At 61.8% G+C, this 17428-nt stretch carries 17 protein-coding genes; 13 read left to right on the top strand and 4 right to left on the bottom strand.

The window, feature by feature from the left end; translation table 11 throughout:
• Window positions 1–58 precede the first annotated feature (58 nt).
• Entirely contained in the window at window positions 59–1567 is a 1509-nt protein-coding gene (pdxR, locus tag AKL25_RS13535; protein WP_050478186.1) for a MocR-like pyridoxine biosynthesis transcription factor PdxR, read from the bottom strand.
• Between the two features lie 113 nt (window positions 1568–1680).
• On the opposite strand from pdxR, the gene gabT reads away from it, so the two are divergent.
• From gabT to AKL25_RS13500, 7 genes are all read left to right on the top strand, one after another.
• A complete protein-coding gene (gene gabT / locus AKL25_RS13530; RefSeq protein WP_050478185.1) occupies window positions 1681–3024 on the top strand; it encodes a 4-aminobutyrate--2-oxoglutarate transaminase in 1344 nt (447 codons plus the stop codon).
• 47 nt (window positions 3025–3071) lie between these two features.
• On the top strand, window positions 3072–4199 hold the full coding sequence (locus AKL25_RS13525) for an ABC transporter ATP-binding protein (protein ID WP_050478184.1): 1128 nt from the start codon (window positions 3072–3074) through the stop codon (window positions 4197–4199).
• A gap of 61 nt (window positions 4200–4260) precedes the next feature.
• Window positions 4261–5307, top strand: a complete 1047-nt coding sequence (locus AKL25_RS13520) for an ABC transporter substrate-binding protein (RefSeq protein WP_050478183.1) — start codon at window positions 4261–4263, stop codon at window positions 5305–5307.
• 144 nt (window positions 5308–5451) lie between these two features.
• The gene (locus AKL25_RS13515) at window positions 5452–6786 is read left to right on the top strand and encodes an ABC transporter permease (RefSeq protein WP_050478182.1); all 1335 of its coding nucleotides are present in this window, start codon (window positions 5452–5454) and stop codon (window positions 6784–6786) included.
• 68 nt (window positions 6787–6854) lie between these two features.
• The gene (locus AKL25_RS13510; protein ID WP_205627247.1) at window positions 6855–7715 is read left to right on the top strand and encodes an ABC transporter permease; all 861 of its coding nucleotides are present in this window, start codon (window positions 6855–6857) and stop codon (window positions 7713–7715) included.
• An 11-nt stretch (window positions 7716–7726) separates the two neighbouring features.
• A complete protein-coding gene (gene gabD / locus AKL25_RS13505) occupies window positions 7727–9190 on the top strand; it encodes an NADP-dependent succinate-semialdehyde dehydrogenase (protein ID WP_050478181.1) in 1464 nt (487 codons plus the stop codon).
• A gap of 96 nt (window positions 9191–9286) precedes the next feature.
• On the top strand, window positions 9287–10123 hold the full coding sequence (locus AKL25_RS13500) for an AraC family transcriptional regulator (protein ID WP_050478180.1): 837 nt from the start codon (window positions 9287–9289) through the stop codon (window positions 10121–10123).
• Between the two features lie 8 nt (window positions 10124–10131).
• On the opposite strand, the gene AKL25_RS13495 is transcribed toward AKL25_RS13500, so the two are convergent.
• Window positions 10132–10569 carry a DUF2000 domain-containing protein gene (locus AKL25_RS13495; protein WP_240475735.1) on the bottom strand — a complete coding sequence of 146 codons (438 nt, stop codon included), beginning with the start codon at window positions 10567–10569 and terminating at the stop codon, window positions 10132–10134.
• A 67-nt stretch (window positions 10570–10636) separates the two neighbouring features.
• Complete coding sequence (locus AKL25_RS13490; protein WP_083444699.1) at window positions 10637–11281, bottom strand: DNA-3-methyladenine glycosylase I; 645 nt, start codon at window positions 11279–11281, stop codon at window positions 10637–10639.
• Between the two features lie 191 nt (window positions 11282–11472).
• On the opposite strand from AKL25_RS13490, the gene AKL25_RS13485 reads away from it, so the two are divergent.
• From AKL25_RS13485 to AKL25_RS13460, 6 genes are all read left to right on the top strand, one after another.
• Entirely contained in the window at window positions 11473–11985 is a 513-nt protein-coding gene (locus AKL25_RS13485) for a sigma-70 family RNA polymerase sigma factor (RefSeq protein WP_050478178.1), read from the top strand.
• Window positions 11982–12749, top strand: a complete 768-nt coding sequence (locus AKL25_RS13480; protein ID WP_050478177.1) for an anti-sigma factor family protein — start codon at window positions 11982–11984, stop codon at window positions 12747–12749. Before AKL25_RS13485 ends, AKL25_RS13480 begins: the two co-directional genes overlap by 4 nt.
• 171 nt (window positions 12750–12920) lie before the next feature.
• On the top strand, window positions 12921–13712 hold the full coding sequence (locus AKL25_RS13475; RefSeq protein ID WP_205627246.1) for an alpha/beta fold hydrolase: 792 nt from the start codon (window positions 12921–12923) through the stop codon (window positions 13710–13712).
• Window positions 13713–13925: 213 nt separating this feature from the next.
• A complete protein-coding gene (locus AKL25_RS13470) occupies window positions 13926–14837 on the top strand; it encodes an alpha/beta fold hydrolase (RefSeq protein WP_157050638.1) in 912 nt (303 codons plus the stop codon).
• 153 nt (window positions 14838–14990) lie between these two features.
• Window positions 14991–15770 carry a molybdate ABC transporter substrate-binding protein gene (locus AKL25_RS13465; protein WP_240475734.1) on the top strand — a complete coding sequence of 260 codons (780 nt, stop codon included), beginning with the start codon at window positions 14991–14993 and terminating at the stop codon, window positions 15768–15770.
• A 149-nt stretch (window positions 15771–15919) separates the two neighbouring features.
• Window positions 15920–16399: a VOC family protein gene (locus AKL25_RS13460; protein WP_050478175.1), complete on the top strand. Its 480-nt coding sequence runs from the start codon at window positions 15920–15922 to the stop codon at window positions 16397–16399.
• 125 nt (window positions 16400–16524) lie between these two features.
• Here AKL25_RS13460 and AKL25_RS13455 read toward each other — a convergent pair whose 3' ends face one another.
• Entirely contained in the window at window positions 16525–17391 is an 867-nt protein-coding gene (locus tag AKL25_RS13455; RefSeq protein WP_083444698.1) for an oxidoreductase, read from the bottom strand.
• Window positions 17392–17428: the final 37 nt, after the last annotated feature.

Below are 17428 nucleotides of genomic sequence, written 5' to 3'. Positions count from 1 at the left end.
ATCAACGTTTAATACCTCATACGCAGCATCACGGAATTCGAGATTTTTATCACTCGTTTTACGAGACGTGTTTGCGAATCACTTGCGCCAGTTTGTCGAAGGCCGGACCGATGGCTTCATCCGGCACGCTGGCGTAACCCAGCAGCAAACCGCTGCGCGCCGTCTTCGGCGACATGTAGTAAGTCGATAGCGGACGCACGATGATGCCCTCCCTGCGCGCGTCTTCACATACCAGCTTGTCATTGCATTCGGGCGGCAGCGACACGGTGAGATGCAGGCCGGCCTCGCCGCCGGTGATATGCATCTGCTCGCCGAAATTGCGATGAATGGCCTGCTGCAACAAGCGTAGACGTTCCGCATAAAGCACGCGCATCTTGCGGATGTGCGATGAGAAATGTCCCTCCGCCATGAAGTCCGCCAGGGTCGCCTGCAGAAACACTTGTCCTGAGCGGTAAAGCTCCGCCATGCCGGTGCCGAAGGCTGAAGCCAGCGCTTCCGGCACCACCAGAAAACCGACTCGCAAGCCGGGAAACATGATCTTGCTGAAGGTGCCCATGTAGAGCACGCGATTGTGCGTATCCATGCCCTGCAGCGACGCCAGCGGACGGCCGCCGTAGCGGAACTCGCTGTCGTAATCGTCTTCGATGATCCAGACTTTGTGGGCGGCGGCGTACTCAAGCAGCATGCGGCGACGCGACAGGCTCATGACCATGCCGAGCGGATATTGATGCGACGGCGTGGTGCAGATGAAGCGCGGCGGACGGCGCAGATTGGCCAGGCGCATGCGCATGCCTTCCTGGTCGACGGGAATCGGCACCGATTGGATGCCGAGCGAATTCAATACGCTGCGCGTGCCCCAGTAACACGGGTCTTCGATCCAGGCGGAGTCGCCGTGTTCGCCGAGCAGCTTGACGACGGTGTCGAGCGATTGATGGATGCCGGTGGTGATCAGGACCTGGCTGGCGTTGCAGTTGACCGAGCGCGAGATGCGCAGGTATTCGGCGATGGCTTCGCGCAGCGGGCCGTAGCCGGCGCCCGGGCCGTAAGTCAGCATCTCTGCCTGCGAGCGACGCCAGTGCTTGTTTTGCAGGCGGCTCCAAACCTTGCTGGGAAACTGCGTGACGTCCGGAATGCCGGGCATGAAAGCGCCCCACTGCTTGTCGCTGACGCCGGCCTGGCGCGTAAGCATGGCGCCGCGCGCCGACAGTTCCGACTTGCCGGATGGGTCGGTGAGCGGCGCGTTGCGTTCGACCGTCTCGGGAATCTGGTCCGGCGCGGTGTCGGCGACGAAGGTGCCGGCGCCGGCGCGGCTTTCCAGATAACCCTCGGCCAGCAATTGTTCGTAGGCGTAGGTGACTGTGTTACGCGACATGCCGAGTTCGCCTGCGAGGTCGCGCGAGGATGGCAGTTGCAGGCCGGCCGGCAAAGTCTGGGCGAGGATGGCTTCGCGGATCAGTTGATAAATCTGACGATTGATTGGTGCACGCGGGATGCGAGCACTTCCCTGGCCTGAAGCGGCGCGATTGACGCGTAGCAGCAAATAATCCGACAAGGAGACGATGCGCAAAGTGGCTCCATCAAATATTTAGAATTGGCTCTATATTACAGGTCCATTGCAGATTTAGTATTGCTTCAACTCAGTTTCTTTCAGTTTTTCCAAAGCGGATACCGGAGCAAGCAATGACATCCAATGCACTCAAGAGCGTCGCCCCCGTCACACCAGTCACATCGGCGCAAGCCCTCTCCAATAAAGAACTGCAAGCTCGCAAGAATGCCGCCACGCCGCGCGGCGTCGGCGTGATGTGCGATTTCTACGCCGACCGCGCCCTCAATGCCGAGCTGTGGGATGTCGAAGGACGCCGCTACATCGACTTCGCCGCCGGCATCGCCGTATTGAACACCGGTCATCGCCATCCCAAACTGATGGAAGCGATCAGCGCCCAGATGGAGCGTTTCACCCATACCGCCTACCAGATCGTTCCATATGCGAGCTATGTCGAGCTGGCCGAACGCATCAACGCCGTCACGCCGGGCGAACACGCCAAGAAGACCGCTCTCTTCAGCACCGGCGCCGAGGCGGTGGAAAACGCCGTCAAGATTGCGCGCGCCGCCACCGGCCGCTCTGCCGTCATCGCCTTCTCGGGCGCCTTCCATGGCCGCACGATGATGGGCATGGCGCTGACCGGCAAGGTCGCGCCTTACAAGCTCGGCTTCGGCCCCTTCCCCGGCGAGGTGTATCACGCGCCCTTCCCGACTGCGCTGCACGGCGTCTCCAGCGACGACGCGCTGGCGGCCGTCAACGGCTTGTTCAAGAGCGATGTCGATCCCAAGCGTGTGGCCGCCATCATTATCGAACCGGTGCAAGGCGAAGGCGGCTTCTACGCAGCGCCGGCGGAATTCATGCGCGGTTTGCGCAAGATCTGCGACGAGCACGGCATCCTGCTGATCGCCGATGAAGTGCAGACCGGTTTTGCGCGTACCGGTAAATTATTTGCAATGGAACATTACGACGTCCTGCCCGACCTGATGACGATGGCCAAGAGCCTCGCGGGCGGCATGCCGCTGGCAGCGGTGTGCGGCCGCGCCGAGGTGATGGATGCGCCGGCCCCCGGCGGCCTGGGCGGCACCTATGCCGGCAATCCGCTGGCGGTTGCCTCGGCGCTGGCAGTGCTGGATGTGATCGCGGAAGAAAATCTTGTCGTGCGCGGCGCGCGTCTCGGTTCGGCACTGAAGGATTTCCTGATCGGACTGGGAGCAAACACTCCGACCATCGGCGAAGTGCGCGGACTCGGCGCGATGGTGGCGGTGGAATTCGTCCAGCCCGGCACCGACAAGCCGGATGCCGATTTCGCCAAGCGCGTGCAGACCCATGCCTTGAAAAACGGTTTGCTGCTGCTGACCTGCGGCAGCTACGGCAACGTGATTCGCTTCTTGTTTCCGCTGACGATTCCGGATACCGTCATGGACGAAGCGCTGGTCATTCTGGCGCAGGCAATCGCCGACGCAAACACCGCCAAGGCCTGAGCCTGGATACCTCCGCGTTCATTTCAAGACATCCAGAAAGAGCAAGCATGAGAACAAATGCGATGGAGACAGCGCCGGAGCAAGTCAAACCGGCCGACACGCTGGTGCAGTTCTGCGGCGTGAAAAAGACTTACGACGGTGAAAACCTGATCGTCAAGAACCTCGACCTGGAGATTCGCCGCGGCGAGTTCCTGACCTTGCTGGGGCCGTCCGGCTCGGGCAAGACCACCTGCCTGATGATGCTGGCCGGCTTCGAGTATCCGACCAGCGGCGAGATCCGCCTGGACGGGCAACTGCTCAACCGCGTGCCGCCGCACAAGCGCAACATCGGCATGGTGTTCCAGAACTACGCGCTGTTCCCGCACATGACGATTGCGCAGAACGTCGCCTATCCGCTCTCTGTGCGCAAGATGGACAGCATCACGCGCGCCGCCAAGGTCAAGCAGGCGCTGGACATGGTGCAGATGGGCAAGTTCGGCGACCGCTATCCGACGCAGTTGTCGGGCGGCCAGCAGCAGCGCGTGGCCCTGGCGCGCACGCTGGTGTTCGATCCGCAACTGGTGCTGATGGATGAGCCGCTGGGCGCGCTCGACAAGCAATTGCGCGAACACATGCAACTGGAGCTGAAGGCGCTGCACAAGCGACTCGGCGTGACCTTCGTCTACGTCACCCACGACCAGAGCGAAGCGCTGACCATGTCGGACCGCGTCGCCGTGTTCGACCAGGGCGTGATCCAGCAACTGGCGCCGGTGGAAGACCTGTACGAATTTCCGGAGAACCAGTTCGTCGCCAGCTTCATCGGCGACAACAACCGTTTCAATGCGAGCGTCGAAATGGTCGACGGCGAACGCTGCACGATCCGCTTGCCGGATGGGGCAACGCTGACCGGCCTGAACGTGCATCGCGCCGCGGTCGGCCAAAGCGTGGTCGCCTGCGTGCGTCCGGAGCGCATCCGTTTGCAGCCCTTGTCTGCGCCCGACAGCGGCAATCTGATCAAGGCCAGCGTCGCCGGCCTGATCTATTTCGGCGACCACGTGCGCGTGCGCTGCGTCGTCAGCGGCCAGGACGATTGCTTCGTCAAGCTGTCGCTGAGCGACCCGGCGCTGGCCGATCTCGCCGAAGGCAGCCATGTCGGGCTGCTCATTGCGCCGGAACGCCTGCGCGTGTTTGCCTGACTTTTTCGTCGCTTCTTCATTTTTGCTTTCATCACCAAGAACCACAACCAAAGAGGAACACATGAAACGCCACACTCTCGCTCTGCTCTCCCCGCTCGCTTTAGGTTTGCTGTTCTCGGCCGGCATCAGCCAGGCGGCTGAACTGACCGTGGTCAATTTCGGCGGCGCCAATGCCAACGCGCAAAAGGTCGCCTATGTGGAACCGTTCCAGAAGAGCACCGGCACCAAGGTCGTCACCGCCGAATTCAACGGCGAACTGGCCAAGGTCAAGGCCATGGTCGAAGCCAAGAAAGTCACCTGGGACGTGGTGGAAATCGACGGCGGCGATCTGGCGCGCGCCTGTGAAGACGGCCTGATCGAAAAGCTCGATCTGGTCAAGACCATCAAGAAAGACGATTACATCCCTGAATCGCTCAACAGCGAATGCGGCATGGGCGCCTTCGTCTGGTCGACCGTGCTGGCCTACAACGGCGACAAGCTCAAGACCGCGCCGCAAGGCTGGGCGGACTTTTGGGATGTGAAGAAATTCCCCGGCAAACGCGCCATGAAGAAAGGCGCCCAGTACACGCTGGAGTTCGCACTGATGGCCGACGGCGTGCCGACCAAAGATGTCTACAAGGTGCTCAGCGCCAAGGGCGGCGTCGATCGCGCCTTCAAGAAACTCGATCAGCTCAAGCCGAATATCCAGTGGTGGGAAGCAGGCGCGTTGCCGGCGCAGTTCCTGGTGTCCGGCGACGTCGTGATGTCGACGGCTTTCAACGGCCGCATCGACGCCGCGCAGCGTGAAGGCAAGAACCTCAAGGTGGTCTGGGCCGGCAGCGTCTATACGCTGGATTACTGGGTGATTCCGAAGGGTTCGCCGAACAAGGCGCTGGGCGAGAAGTTCATCACCTTTGCAACCAATGCCGAGAACCAGAAGGTCTATGCCAACAATATCGCTTACGGCCCGGTCAACAAGAACACGCTGAAGCTGCTGGATGCGAAGACGCTGTCGAACCTGCCAACATCGACGGCCAACGCCAAGGATGCGATCCAGCTGAGCCAGCAGTTCTGGACCGACCACGGCGAAGAACTGGAACAGCGCTTTGCAGCCTGGGTTGCCAAGTAAGATCCGGGACGCGAAGTGAATCAACCCGCCGGTTAGTCACCTAGCAAGGACGTTCCGGACGGCAGTTGCAGCGCAGTTTGCTTCGATTGCCGCCTGGACGTCCGACCATCCATTGTCAGGCAGCATTCAGAATCAAGAGTCACGATGAATACTCTCGCCACCAGCCCGAGCGCGGCCATGCCCATCACTTCAGAAGCCGGAAGCCCGGCGCAAGCCGATCCGCAGCAACAACAGCAGCAGCTCAAACGCGATTTGCGCCTTGCGGGAACGCGCAAGCGCCTCGGCGCGCTGATCCTGATTGCGCCGCTGGCGCTCTTTCTGATGATGACCTTTGTCGCGCCTATCGTGATGTTGCTGGTGCGCGCGGTCGAGAATCCCGAGATCGCTTCGACGCTACCGCGCACCGTCGCCGCACTGGCAAAATGGGATCGCAAGAGTCCGCCGCCCGATCAGGCCTATGCCGCCATGGCTGCCGATCTGCTCAAGGCAAAACAAGACAGCACCGCCGGCCCCCTGGCGCGGCGTATCAATACTGAACTTTCCGGCGCGCGTTCGCTGGTCATGGGCACCGCCCGCGCCCTGCCTTTGCATGACGCCGACGGCAAGGAATTACAGCCGTCGCAACCCGCACAGGCCGCGCAGATCAAGGAAGCCATGATCGCGCTGAACCCGCAATGGGCCGAGCTCGATAGCTGGCAAGTGATCGCCCGTAACGGTTCGATCTATTCTCCTTATTACCTGCTGGCATCGCTGGACCTAAAGCAAAACGCCGTCGGCGATATCATCCAGGCCGATCCGGAAGCCTCCATCTATCGCTCCATCTTCGGCCGCACCTTGTGGATGAGCGCGATGGTGACCCTGTTCACGCTGCTGCTGGCCTATCCGCTGGCCTACTGGCTGTCAACCATGCCGGAGCGGCGCGCCAATCTGCTGATGATCCTGGTGCTGATCCCGTTCTGGACCTCGATCCTGGTGCGCGTGGCGGCCTGGATCGTGCTGCTGCAATCGGAAGGCCTGGTCAACTCGGCGCTGATGCTCAGCGGCCTGACGCAGGCGCCGCTGGAGCTGGTGTTCAACCGCGTCGGCGTGTACATCTCGATGACGCACATCCTGCTGCCGTTCATGATCCTGCCGCTCTACAGCGTCATGAAATCGGTGCCGCCGACCTATCTCAAGGCGGCCATCTCGCTGGGCAGCCATCCGTTCGCGGCGTTCTGGCGCGTGTATGTGCCGCAGACCTATCCGGGCATCGGCGCGGGCGTGTTGCTGGTGTTCATCATGGCGGGCGGCTACTACATCACGCCGGCCTTGCTGGGCGGCCCCAACGAGCAGATGGTGAGCTACTTCATCGCCTATTTCATCAACACCACGATCAACTGGGGCATGGCCTGCGCGCTGGGCGGGCTGCTGCTGACGGGAACGCTGATCCTGTATGGCGTGTATCGCCGTTTTGCCAAAATCGATGTCGGCATTGCCTAGCCCATCTTGTCACATCGTCATGCAACTTAACGCGTTCAACAACATCACACCGGTTATCGGATAACGCCATGATCAAAATGCCATCCTTGTCGTTCGCATCATTCCTGCCGGATTTTCCGCCATACATGTCGCTGCCGGAGCGTGCGTGGTTCTTCGTCTCGCGCAGCCTGAACGTGTTGATCTTGCTGTTCCTGATCCTGCCGATACTGGTAATGATTCCGCTGTCGTTCAGCGACAGCAGTTTCCTCATGTATCCGATCAAGGGCTTTTCGCTGCGCTGGTACCAGAACCTGTTCGAGTCCGACGAGTGGATGCGCGCCGCCCGCAACAGCTTCATCGTCGCGCCCGCCGCCACCGTGATCGCGACCGTGCTCGGCACGCTGGCTGCAGTCGGTCTCAACAAGGCCGACTTCCGCGGCAAGGGTGTGCTGATGGCGATCCTGATTTCTCCGATGATCGTGCCGGTGGTGGTGGTCGGCGTCGGCGTGTATCTGTTCTTTGCACAGATCGGTCTGGCTGACAGCTATCTCGGTCTGATCCTGGCGCATGCGGCGCTGGGCGCGCCGTTTGTCGTCACCACCGTGCTGGCGACGCTGCAAGGGTTCAATCACAATCTGGTGCGCGCCAGCCTAAGCTTGGGCGCCAGTCCGGTGCACACCTTCTTTCGCATTACCTTGCCGGTGATTGCGCCGGGCCTGATCTCGGGCGCGCTGTTCGCTTTCACCACTTCATTCGACGAAGTCGTGCTGACGCTGTTCGTCGCCGGCCCCAATCAGGCCACGCTGCCGCGCCAGATGTTCGCCGGCATCAAGGACAACATCAGCCCCACCATCGCTGCGCTGGCGACCATCCTGATCATTTTTTCCACCTGCCTGTTGCTGGTGCTGGAATGGCTGCGTGGCCGCAACAAGGCTGCGGCCAAATTTTAAGGAAAGACTTTATGTTGCTATCTGATCACCTCAAAGACCCTACCCTGCTGCGCCAGCAAGCTTATATCAACGGCGCCTGGTGCAATGCCGACGACGGCAGCGCGCACGACGTGCACAACCCCGCCACCGGTGACAAGATCGGCACCATCCCCAACATGGGCGCCGCCGAAACCCGCCGCGCGATTGAAGCGGCGCAGGCGGCCTGGGCCGGCTGGCGCAAGAAGACCGCCAAGGAGCGCAGCGTCATCCTGCGCAAGTGGAACGATCTCATGCTCGCCAACACCGACGACCTGGCGCTGATCATGACCACCGAGCAAGGCAAGCCGCTGGCGGAAGCCAAGGGCGAAATCGCCTACGCCGCGTCCTTCATCGAATGGTTCGGCGAAGAGGCCAAGCGCACCTACGGCGACACCATTCCTTCGCCATCTCCGACCAGCCGCATCGTCGTCACCAAGGAGCCGATCGGCGTCTGTGCGGCGATCACGCCGTGGAATTTCCCGGCGGCGATGATCACGCGCAAGGCCGGTCCTGCGCTGGCTGCAGGCTGCCCGATGGTGCTCAAGCCTGCTGAAGCGACGCCCTTCTCGGCGCTGGCATTGGCGGTGCTGGCGGAACGTGCAGGCGTGCCGGCCGGCGTGTTCAGCGTGGTTACCGGTTCGGCCAAACTGATCGGCGGCGAGATGACCAGCAATCCGCTGGTGCGCAAGCTGAGCTTCACCGGCTCCACCGCGATCGGCAAGCTGCTGATGGAACAATGCGCCGCCACCGTCAAGAAGCTGTCGCTGGAACTGGGCGGCAATGCACCCTTCATCGTGTTCGACGACGCCGATCTGGATGCCGCCGTCGAAGGCGCGATCGCGTCCAAGTTTCGCAACGCCGGCCAGACCTGCGTGTGCGCCAACCGCATCTATGTGCAGGACGGCGTGTACGACGCCTTCGCCGAAAAACTGGTGGCGGCCGTCGGCAAGCTGAAGGTCGGCAACGGCGTCGAAAACGGTGTCACGCAAGGCCCGTTGATCGATGAGAAAGCCGTCAAGAAGGTCGAACAGCACATCGCCGATGCCCAGGCCAAGGGCGGCCGCGTGCTGACCGGCGGCAAGCGTCACGCGCTCGGCCACAGCTTCTTCGAGCCGACCGTGATCGCCGACGTGACCTCGCAGATGATCATCGCCAAGGAAGAAACCTTCGGCCCGATGGCGCCGTTGTTCCGTTTCACCACCGACGAAGACGCCATTGCGATGGCCAACGACACCGAGTTCGGACTGGCAGCTTACTTCTATTCGCGCGACATCGGCCGCATCTGGCGCGTCGCCGAAGGTCTGGAGAGCGGCATGGTCGGCATCAACACCGGCCTGATTTCCAACGAAGTCGCGCCGTTCGGCGGCGTCAAGCAATCCGGTCTGGGACGCGAAGGATCGCATTACGGCATCGACGACTATCTGGTCATCAAGTATCTCTGCATGGGCGGCATTTAAGCCGCTTGCGCCCGGCGCGGATGAGGTGCATGCATTTCGGGTATGCTTTCGGGCGTACCCGATTTTTTTGTTCTTCGCCTACACTCCGACTCCGTCATGCGCAAGGAAGCCCCCGACATCACGCTGTGGCACGCGCCCAATTTGCAGGCGGAGCTGCTGCGCGCCCGCTTCGTCGACTTCTCCTATGACGTCCATACGCACGATACCGCCTGTTTCGCCCTGCTGACGCGCGGCGCGATCCGTATCCGCATGCGCGGCGCAGAATTCGTCGCACGCGCCGGCGATCTCTACGCCATCGACGCCGATCAGCCGCACGCCGGCTGGCCGGTCGACAGCGACGGCTGGCAGCAGCGCACCTTGTATGTCGATCTGAACTACCTGCGTTCGCTGGTGCGCGATGAAGATGTGGTGCGCGGCATCTCCGTCGCCGGCCCGCTGATTCGCGACCAGGCCCTGGCGGCGCTGTTCTATGAAATGCACAACTGCTCGCAATTACAGACTGCCGATGCAGCCTCCGCCTTGTACTGCGAAGAGGTCTATCTGAAATTCGCGGCGCGTTTGTTCGACCATCACGTGCGTGACGCCGATGCTCCATCCGTGGTCGGCAAGGAAAGCCATGCAATCCGTCTGGCGCAGGAATATCTGGACCAGCACCTGGGCCGGCAAGTCCACCTGCAAGACATCGCCGAGGTGGCCGGCTTGCCCGCGTTCCAGTTGTTCCGCGCCTTTGAACGCGCCACCGGCATGACGCCGCATGCCTATCAGCGCCAGGCGCGCGTACGTGTCGCCAGGAGTCTTATCCGGCTGAATCATTCGCTGGCGGACGTCAGCGCAGCGACGGGATTCTCGGATCAGGCGCACCTGACGCGCTGGTTCCGCCGCATCATGGGCGTCACGCCCGGCGCCTACCGTAGCGCCATGGTCGCCCGATAAGACTGCCGCTATTTCAGCAAACCAATATTGGCAACGATGCGGCTGATCGGCTTTTTCTCGCCGATCAGGGCCACGCCGAGATAGCCTAGATCGCTGGTCGCCATGTTGGCGACCGCATCGCAGAAAGCCTGATAGTTGGTCGTCTCCTGCCCCTGCACGGGGAAATCCACCACATCGCAGCCGCTCTCCACGCCCTTGGCGCGGATCCCCGCAAGTTCGTCGCGACTCGCTGCCAGCACGGCGATGCCGATCGGAATCAGGCCCGGATGGGCGCAACCGTCGGCATCGACGAGCGCAGGCCCGACCAGTTCAGGATGGCGCTGGCCGATGGTCAGCGCGATGACGGCGGCGGCGTTGGCGGCTTTGCCGACCGGCAGCGCCGCATCGACGATGATGACACAGCGTTGCGGGATGGTTTGGGGAGAATCGATGGCGGTGTCGGTCACGTGCAGGTCCTTTTTTGATGAAGAAGAACCCGCATGTTCTGGCATGGCCGGCAGGAAGTCTTGAACGCTATTGCACGGGGCGAATGAAGGCCTTGCGTTCCGCCTCGACGCGATCGCGGCAGGCGCATCCCGTCAGGTGATCGTTAACCAGCCCCATGGCCTGCATGAAGGCGTAGATGGTGGTCGGCCCGACATAGCTCCAGCCGCGCTTCTTGAGGGCTTTGGAGAGGTTGATGGAAGCCGCCGAGGTCGGGTTGGCGGTCCAGTAGTCCAGCGTCACGACCTTGGGACGTTCCTTGGCCGGCGGTTCGAATTGCCAGAACCAGGCGGCCAGCGAACCGGCTTCTTCGATCAGCTCCAATGCGCGTTGAGCATTGTTGATGGTGGAAACGATCTTGGCGCGGTTGCGCACGATGCCGGCATCAGCCATCAGGCGTGCAATATCGTCGTCGCCGTAACGCGCCACGCGATGAAAGTCGAAGCCGTCGAAGGCTGCCCGGAAGTTCTCGCGTTTGCGCAGGATGGTGATCCACGCCATGCCGGACTGGAATCCTTCCAGGCAGATCTTCTCGAACAGGCGGATATCGTCGGCCACCGGCTTGCCCCATTCGTTGCCATGATACTCAGACATGGCGGCATGCCAGGCGCAGTAGACCGTGCCGTCATCGGCAGTCATCAGGCCGGGAACGTTGTCGCTATGTTGTTTTGTCATGATGGCAATAAAGATGGCATGGGCCGCAACCCGATATGATGCGTCAAAGCAAGCCGGTGCGCTTGCCGGATCTTGCTTTCGTATTCCGGCAAATAAATTTTTAAATAAATTGCATCCGGCTGGAATAAGCATCCGGGCCGTTCGTCTTACTGTGCATGAACGATATCACTACCTTTACCGGTTGATTACCCATGAGCAAAGATTTCAGCGACGACGATTTGCGCGAACTGCTGCCCCGGCTGCGGCGCTTTGCACTGTCGTTGACGCGCCACGAAAACAGCGCCGACGACCTGGTGCAGTCCTGCCTGGAGCGGGCGTTGTCACGCGCCGACCGCCGCCGCGACGACGGCGACCTGCGCGCCTGGCTGTTCCAGATCATGTATCGCCAGTTCATCGATGGCGAGCGCCGCGCCAAACGCTATGCCGGCTTGCTGTCGCTGTTCGTCCGCGCCGAAGAAGAGCTGGCGCCCTCGGCCGAAGATGTCGCCATGTCGCGCTCGGCCCTACAGGATTTCAGCAAACTGCCGGCCGAGCAACGCGCCTTGCTGCTGCTGATCTCGGTCGAAGGACTCAGTTATCAGGAAGTCGCCGACACCATGGACATCCCCATCGGCACCGTGATGTCGCGCCTGTCGCGTGCCCGCAAGGCATTGCGCGCGCTCAATGACGGCCAGGCCAATCCTTCTTTGCGGATCCTCAAATGAATACTTTCTCTCCCTCCGAACAGGACCTGCACGCCTACGTCGACGGTCAGCTGGACGAAGCGATGCGCCGCCAGGTCGATGCTTATCTGGCGAGCCATCCCCAGGCTGCGCGCGAAGTCGAGCAACTGCGCCTGGACAATCAGCGCCTGCGCGCCTCGCTGGAGAACCTGCCTGCGGCGCCGATCCCGCCGCGCCTGGATCCCTTCCGCATCCGCCGCGAACTGCGCGCCCGCTCGCAGCGCCGCATGGCGATTGCCGCCTCACTGGTGTTGACGCTGAGCCTCGGTACGCTGGGCGGCTGGCAATTGCGCGACATGGCTATGCGCAAGACCTATCTGCCGATGGCCGATGCGACGCAGGCTTACCGGATGTTTGCGACCAGCGACATGGCGCAGAAGGTCGACATGAAGACCAGCGAGCCGGAGCAGTTGCAAGGCTGGCTCAACCGGCATTTCGTCCAGGCGGCGCCGATGCCGGACTTCAGCGCCTACGGTTTCAAGCCGGTCGGCGGCCGCCTGATGGCCAGCGACAAAGGCGCGGCGGCGATGGTGCTGTACCAGAACGACGCCGGACAAGCCATCGTCTACTACGTCCGGCCGCCGGGCGAGTTGTTCAACTTCGGCGCCGGCAATCGCCAGGACGGCAATCTGCTGACGCAATACTGGCGGCAGGGACGCTACTTCTACGCGGTCGTCAGCCCGTCCGACACGCCGTCGACGCTGCCGGTGCAAAGGGCCGTCGAGCCCAACCGACCGCAGTCATGACGTGATGCGGATGTAATTCAGCCTTTCCTCCCGCTGTAAAAAATAACCGCTGATCGGAGCGGATGGAGTCGTGCGCCCTGCGCATTTGTACCTGCATGAATTCGCCGATCGCTGCATTTCCCTTTTTTCATTCACTGACTCATTGATTCACACACACAAGGAATTATCGCCATGCTCAACAAACGCTCATTCATGAAGTCCGCCGTGCAATCCACAATTGCGGGCGTCGCCGCCCTGCTCCTGAGCCACGCCGCTTTCGCCGAAGATGCCGCGAAGACCGCGCCGGTCAAGAACGTCGTGCTGGTGCACGGCGCCTATGCCGACGGTTCATGCTGGTCGGAAGTAATCGAACGCCTGCAAAAAGCCGGCCTGCACGTGACGGCCGTACAGAATCCTTTGTCCTCTCTGGCCGACGACGTTGAAGCGACGCGCCGCATCCTGGCGCTGCAAGACGGCCCGACCATCCTGGTCGGCCACTCGTGGGCAGGCACCGTCATCAGCGAAGCCGGCACCGATCCCAAGGTGGCAGGTCTGGTCTATGTCGCTGCGCGCGCACCGGATGCCGGTGAAGACTACGGCGCGCTGGCAGGAAAATTCCCGACGCCGCCGGCCAGCGCCGGCCTGGTCAAGTCGGGCGGCTTTGCTCAGTTGAGCGAAGAAGCTTTCCTGCGCGACTTCGCGGGCGACATCAATCCGGTCAAGGCCAAGGTCATGTATGCCGAACAAGGCCGCATCTCCGACACGCTGTTCGCCTCGCGCACCACGCAAGCCGCATGGCGCAGCAAGCCGACCTGGTATGCCGTTTCCACCAATGACCGCACCACGTCGCCGCAACTGGAGCGCTTCCTCGCGCAACGCATGAAGGCCAAGACCATCGAAATCGCCTCCAGCCATCTGTCGATGCTGTCGCATCCGGATGAAATCGCCAATCTGATTCTGGACGCTGCGGGACAAACGCATTGATGCCTTGATGACAGGCTGATGACATCGTGAGTTGATCGGGGGATGTCGCGCTTCTGATTGCTCATGATGTTTTCCGGCAGCGAAATATTGATCTTTTTATATCGCATTCATCGACCGGATCACATAGTCTGGAAAATACATTTTCCAGGCCTGAGATCTGTGACAGTATCCTTCCTCAGGCTGACCGGCCTGAATAACAAACGGGGTATAAAAATGCGAAAAATATTGGCGTTGCTGCTCGTACTTGCTTCACTCCATTCTTTCCCGGCGCTGGCAGCCGGCTTCTCTTTCCTATCTGGATTCAAGACACAGACGATCGCCACCAACGGCGCACGCATCCATGTCAGAGTCGGCGGCACAGGCCCGGCGGTTGTGATGCTGCACGGCTATGGCGAAACCGGCGACATGTGGGCGCCGCTGGCGGCCAAACTCGCCGCCACGCACACGGTCATCGTGCCTGATCTGCGCGGCATGGGCTTGTCGGATCACCCTGCAACCGGTTACGACAAAAAGAACCAGGCGCGCGACATCGCCGGCGTGCTCGATGCGCTCAAGATCGGCAAGGTCGACGTGGTGGCGCATGACATCGGCAATATGGTCGCCTACGCCTTCACTGCGGAGCAACCTGAGCGCGTGACCAAACTGGTGCTGATGGATGCGCCGCTGCCGGGTGTCGGCCCATGGGAAGAAATCCTCAAGAATCCCCTGCTCTGGCATTTCCGTTTCGGCGGTCCGGACATGGAACGGCTGGTGAAGGGCCGCGAGCGTATTTACCTCGATCGTTTCTGGAATGAGTTCTCCGCCGATCCCAAGCATTTCGACGAAGCCTCACGCCGCCACTATGCCAAGTTCTATGCACTGCCTGGCGCCATGCATTCCGGCTTTGAGCAGTTCCACGCCTTTGACCAGGATGCTGTAGACAACAAGGCCTACGTCGCCAAGGGACTGCTGCCGATGCCGGTCCTGGCCGTGGGCGGCGAAAAATCCTTCGGCACCACCATGGCAGCCGTTGCACGTTTTGCCGCCACCGATGTACGCGGCGCGGTGATCCCCAACGCCGGCCACTGGCTGATGGAAGAACAGCCGCAGGCGACCGTGGCGGTGATTGCAGACTTCCTGCAATAAACCGGATCTGCGCCTGTCAGACAAAACGGCTTGCAGCGTTGCAAGCCGTTTTTCTTTTGCCTGGCCGGAAAGGCGATGCAGGCGCCCATCGTATAATCCCAGCCGCATTTCGCATTTCTTCATTCATCGTCCGTCGCGTTCAGGAGAAAAATCGTGCGCCTGTCGTCCTTCCCGTTTTTCGCTGCCTCCGCTCTTGCGGTCCTGATTGCGACATCTGCGACAGCTGCTTGCGCCGATGATCTCAAGGTCTTCGCCGCCGGCGCCATTGCTCCCGTGGTGCGCAGCGTCGCCGCCGATTTCGAACAGCGCAGCGGCATCCGCGTCACGGTGGAGAACGCCACCGGTGGCGCAATGGAAAAACGCATCCGCTCCGGCGCAGCCTTCGACGTGGCGGTCGTGCCGGATGCCGTGTTGAACAGTCTCGGCAAGGATGCTTATCTGGATGCAGCCAGCGCCCGCGGGATCGCGCGCGTCGGCATCGCGGTCGCCGTCAGGCAAGGCGCACCGGCGCCGGCGATTGCCACCGTGGCGCAGTTCAGGAAGACATTGCTGGATGCGCCGTCGGTTGCAGTCATCGATCCCAGGGCCGGCGGATCCAGCGGCATCTATCTGGAACAACTGTTTGAAAAGCTGGGCATCGCGGCGCAGATGCATGCCAAGGAAGTGCTGGTGCCCGGCGGCCTGGTGGCGGAGAAGCTGGTCGACGGCTCAGCCGCACTGGCGCTGCATCAGCAAAGCGAGATCCTGCAGGTAAAAGGCGCGCACCTGGTCGGACCGCTGCCGGCCGCCATCCAGAACTACACCGTGTATGCGGGCGCCGTTTCGTCCCATGCTTCGTCATCCGCGACGGCGCGCGCCTTCCTGACGATGTTCGCCGATACCCGCGCGCGCCGGGCCATGCAGGAACACGGCTTGTCGCCGGAAGCTGATTGAGCGCGACTTTCGTGGTGAGAAGGCCGCGCAAGCCTGACGGCACTATTTTCGAAAAATAACATCGAAAACCTGTTCGCCGGCGCAAACAAATAAAAACATTAACGCGCGGGCAACATCCCTTTATTCATCCCCAATCGAGGAGACCCGCGATGCTCAGCAAAAACACCATTTGCCTCTGGTACGACGGCGCTGCACTGGATGCAGCGACGTTCTACGCCGCAACCTTTCCCGACAGCGCCGTCGGCGCCGTCCATCGCGCGCCGGGCGACTATCCCGCGGGCAAGGAAGGCAACATCCTGACGGTCGAGTTCACCGTGATGGGTATTCCCTGCCTTGGCCTCAACGGCGGCCCTGCCTTCCGCCACAACGAAGCGTTCTCGTTCCAGGTCGCGACCGACAGCCAGGAAGAAACCGACCGCCTGTGGAACGCCATCGTCGACAACGGCGGCCAGGAAAGCGCCTGCGGCTGGTGCAAGGACAAATGGGGGCTGTCCTGGCAGATCTCGCCGCGCGTGCTGATCGCCGGCGTCACCGATCCCGATCAGGCGGCCGCCAAACGCGTCTTCCAGGCCATGATGGGGATGAAGAAGATCGACATCGCCGCCATCGAGGCCGCCCGGCGCGGCTGATTCAGCAGTTGGCTTCGTGGCCAACTTCGCGGCTCGTCGGCGCGCCGGTCACACGCCGATCACACGCCGATCACACGCCGATCACACGCCGATCACACGCCGGTCACACGCCGGTCACACGCCGGTCACATGGCATCAAGCGCGGCCAATGCCGCAGCATCCAGCTGCAGCGCTCCGGCGGCGACGTTCTCGCGTAAATGCGCCACTGACGACGTGCCGGGAATCACCAGAATGTTAGGTGCGCGCTGGAGCAACCACGCCAGCGCCACCTGCATCGGCGTTGCCTGCAGGGATGCGGCGACTTGCGTCAGGGTTTCAGATTGCAGCGGCGAAAATCCGCCCAGCGGGAAAAACGGCACGTAAGCGATGCCCTGCGCCGCCAGCGTATCGATCAGGGCATCGTCGCCGCGCGCAGCCAGGTTGTACATGTTCTGCACGCAAACGATGTCGGTGATCTGCTGCGCTTCGGCGATCTGTTTTGCATCGACATTACTGAGGCCGATATGGCGGATCAGGCCCTCCTCTTTCATCCGCACCAGTGTGCCGAGCGCCTCGGCGAGCGAAGAACCGTCCGGGCCTTCCAGGCCGGGCGCACGCAGGTTGACTACGTCGAGCGCCTCCAATTGCAGGTTGCGCAAGTTGTCGTGCACGGCAGCGCGCAATTGCTCTGCCGACGCCGCCGGTATCCACGACTGATCGTCGCCGCGCACGAAGCCGATCTTGGTGACAATGGTCAGCCCGTCGCGGTAGGGATGCAGCGCTTCGCGGATGATCTGGTTGGTGACGTGCGGACCGTAGAAATCCGAGGTATCGATATGGTTGATGCCCAGCTCGATGGCTTCGCGCAAGACGGCCACCGCAGCGGCACGATCTTTCGGCGGCCCCCACACGTGCGGGCCGGCCAGCTGCATGGCGCCGTAGCCGAGGCGGTTGAAGCGGATGTCGCAGTGCGCGGGTGAAAACTGGTGGCGGGAAGGTAAATAGGCGTTCATGACAGGCTCCTGATAGTGACGAAATGGACGAGGAATT

The organism is Herbaspirillum rhizosphaerae (genome assembly GCF_001189965.1).
Lineage (GTDB): Bacteria > Pseudomonadota > Gammaproteobacteria > Burkholderiales > Burkholderiaceae_D > Herbaspirillum > Herbaspirillum rhizosphaerae.
Note: the sequence above shows the minus strand (reverse complement) of the source record. Positions and strands in the feature narration are given on the sequence as shown.

Bases quoted from the DNA above. Each gene is read 5' to 3' on its own strand.
- AKL25_RS13510 (WP_205627247.1), top strand. From the start codon at position 6,855: ATGATCAAAATGCCATCCTTGTCGTTCGCATCATTCCTGCCGGATTTT.
- AKL25_RS13525 (WP_050478184.1), top strand. From the start codon at position 3,072: ATGAGAACAAATGCGATGGAGACAGCGCCGGAGCAAGTCAAACCGGCC.
- AKL25_RS13515 (WP_050478182.1), top strand. From the start codon at position 5,452: ATGAATACTCTCGCCACCAGCCCGAGCGCGGCCATGCCCATCACTTCA.
- AKL25_RS13455 (WP_083444698.1), bottom strand. From the start codon at position 17,391: ATGAACGCCTATTTACCTTCCCGCCACCAGTTTTCACCCGCGCACTGC.
- AKL25_RS13520 (WP_050478183.1), top strand. From the start codon at position 4,261: ATGAAACGCCACACTCTCGCTCTGCTCTCCCCGCTCGCTTTAGGTTTG.
- AKL25_RS13500 (WP_050478180.1), top strand. From the start codon at position 9,287: ATGCGCAAGGAAGCCCCCGACATCACGCTGTGGCACGCGCCCAATTTG.
- gabD (WP_050478181.1), top strand. From the start codon at position 7,727: ATGTTGCTATCTGATCACCTCAAAGACCCTACCCTGCTGCGCCAGCAA.
- AKL25_RS13485 (WP_050478178.1), top strand. From the start codon at position 11,473: ATGAGCAAAGATTTCAGCGACGACGATTTGCGCGAACTGCTGCCCCGG.
- AKL25_RS13490 (WP_083444699.1), bottom strand. From the start codon at position 11,281: ATGACAAAACAACATAGCGACAACGTTCCCGGCCTGATGACTGCCGAT.
- AKL25_RS13460 (WP_050478175.1), top strand. From the start codon at position 15,920: ATGCTCAGCAAAAACACCATTTGCCTCTGGTACGACGGCGCTGCACTG.
- gabT (WP_050478185.1), top strand. From the start codon at position 1,681: ATGACATCCAATGCACTCAAGAGCGTCGCCCCCGTCACACCAGTCACA.
- AKL25_RS13480 (WP_050478177.1), top strand. From the start codon at position 11,982: ATGAATACTTTCTCTCCCTCCGAACAGGACCTGCACGCCTACGTCGAC.
- AKL25_RS13475 (WP_205627246.1), top strand. From the start codon at position 12,921: ATGCTCAACAAACGCTCATTCATGAAGTCCGCCGTGCAATCCACAATT.
- AKL25_RS13470 (WP_157050638.1), top strand. From the start codon at position 13,926: ATGCGAAAAATATTGGCGTTGCTGCTCGTACTTGCTTCACTCCATTCT.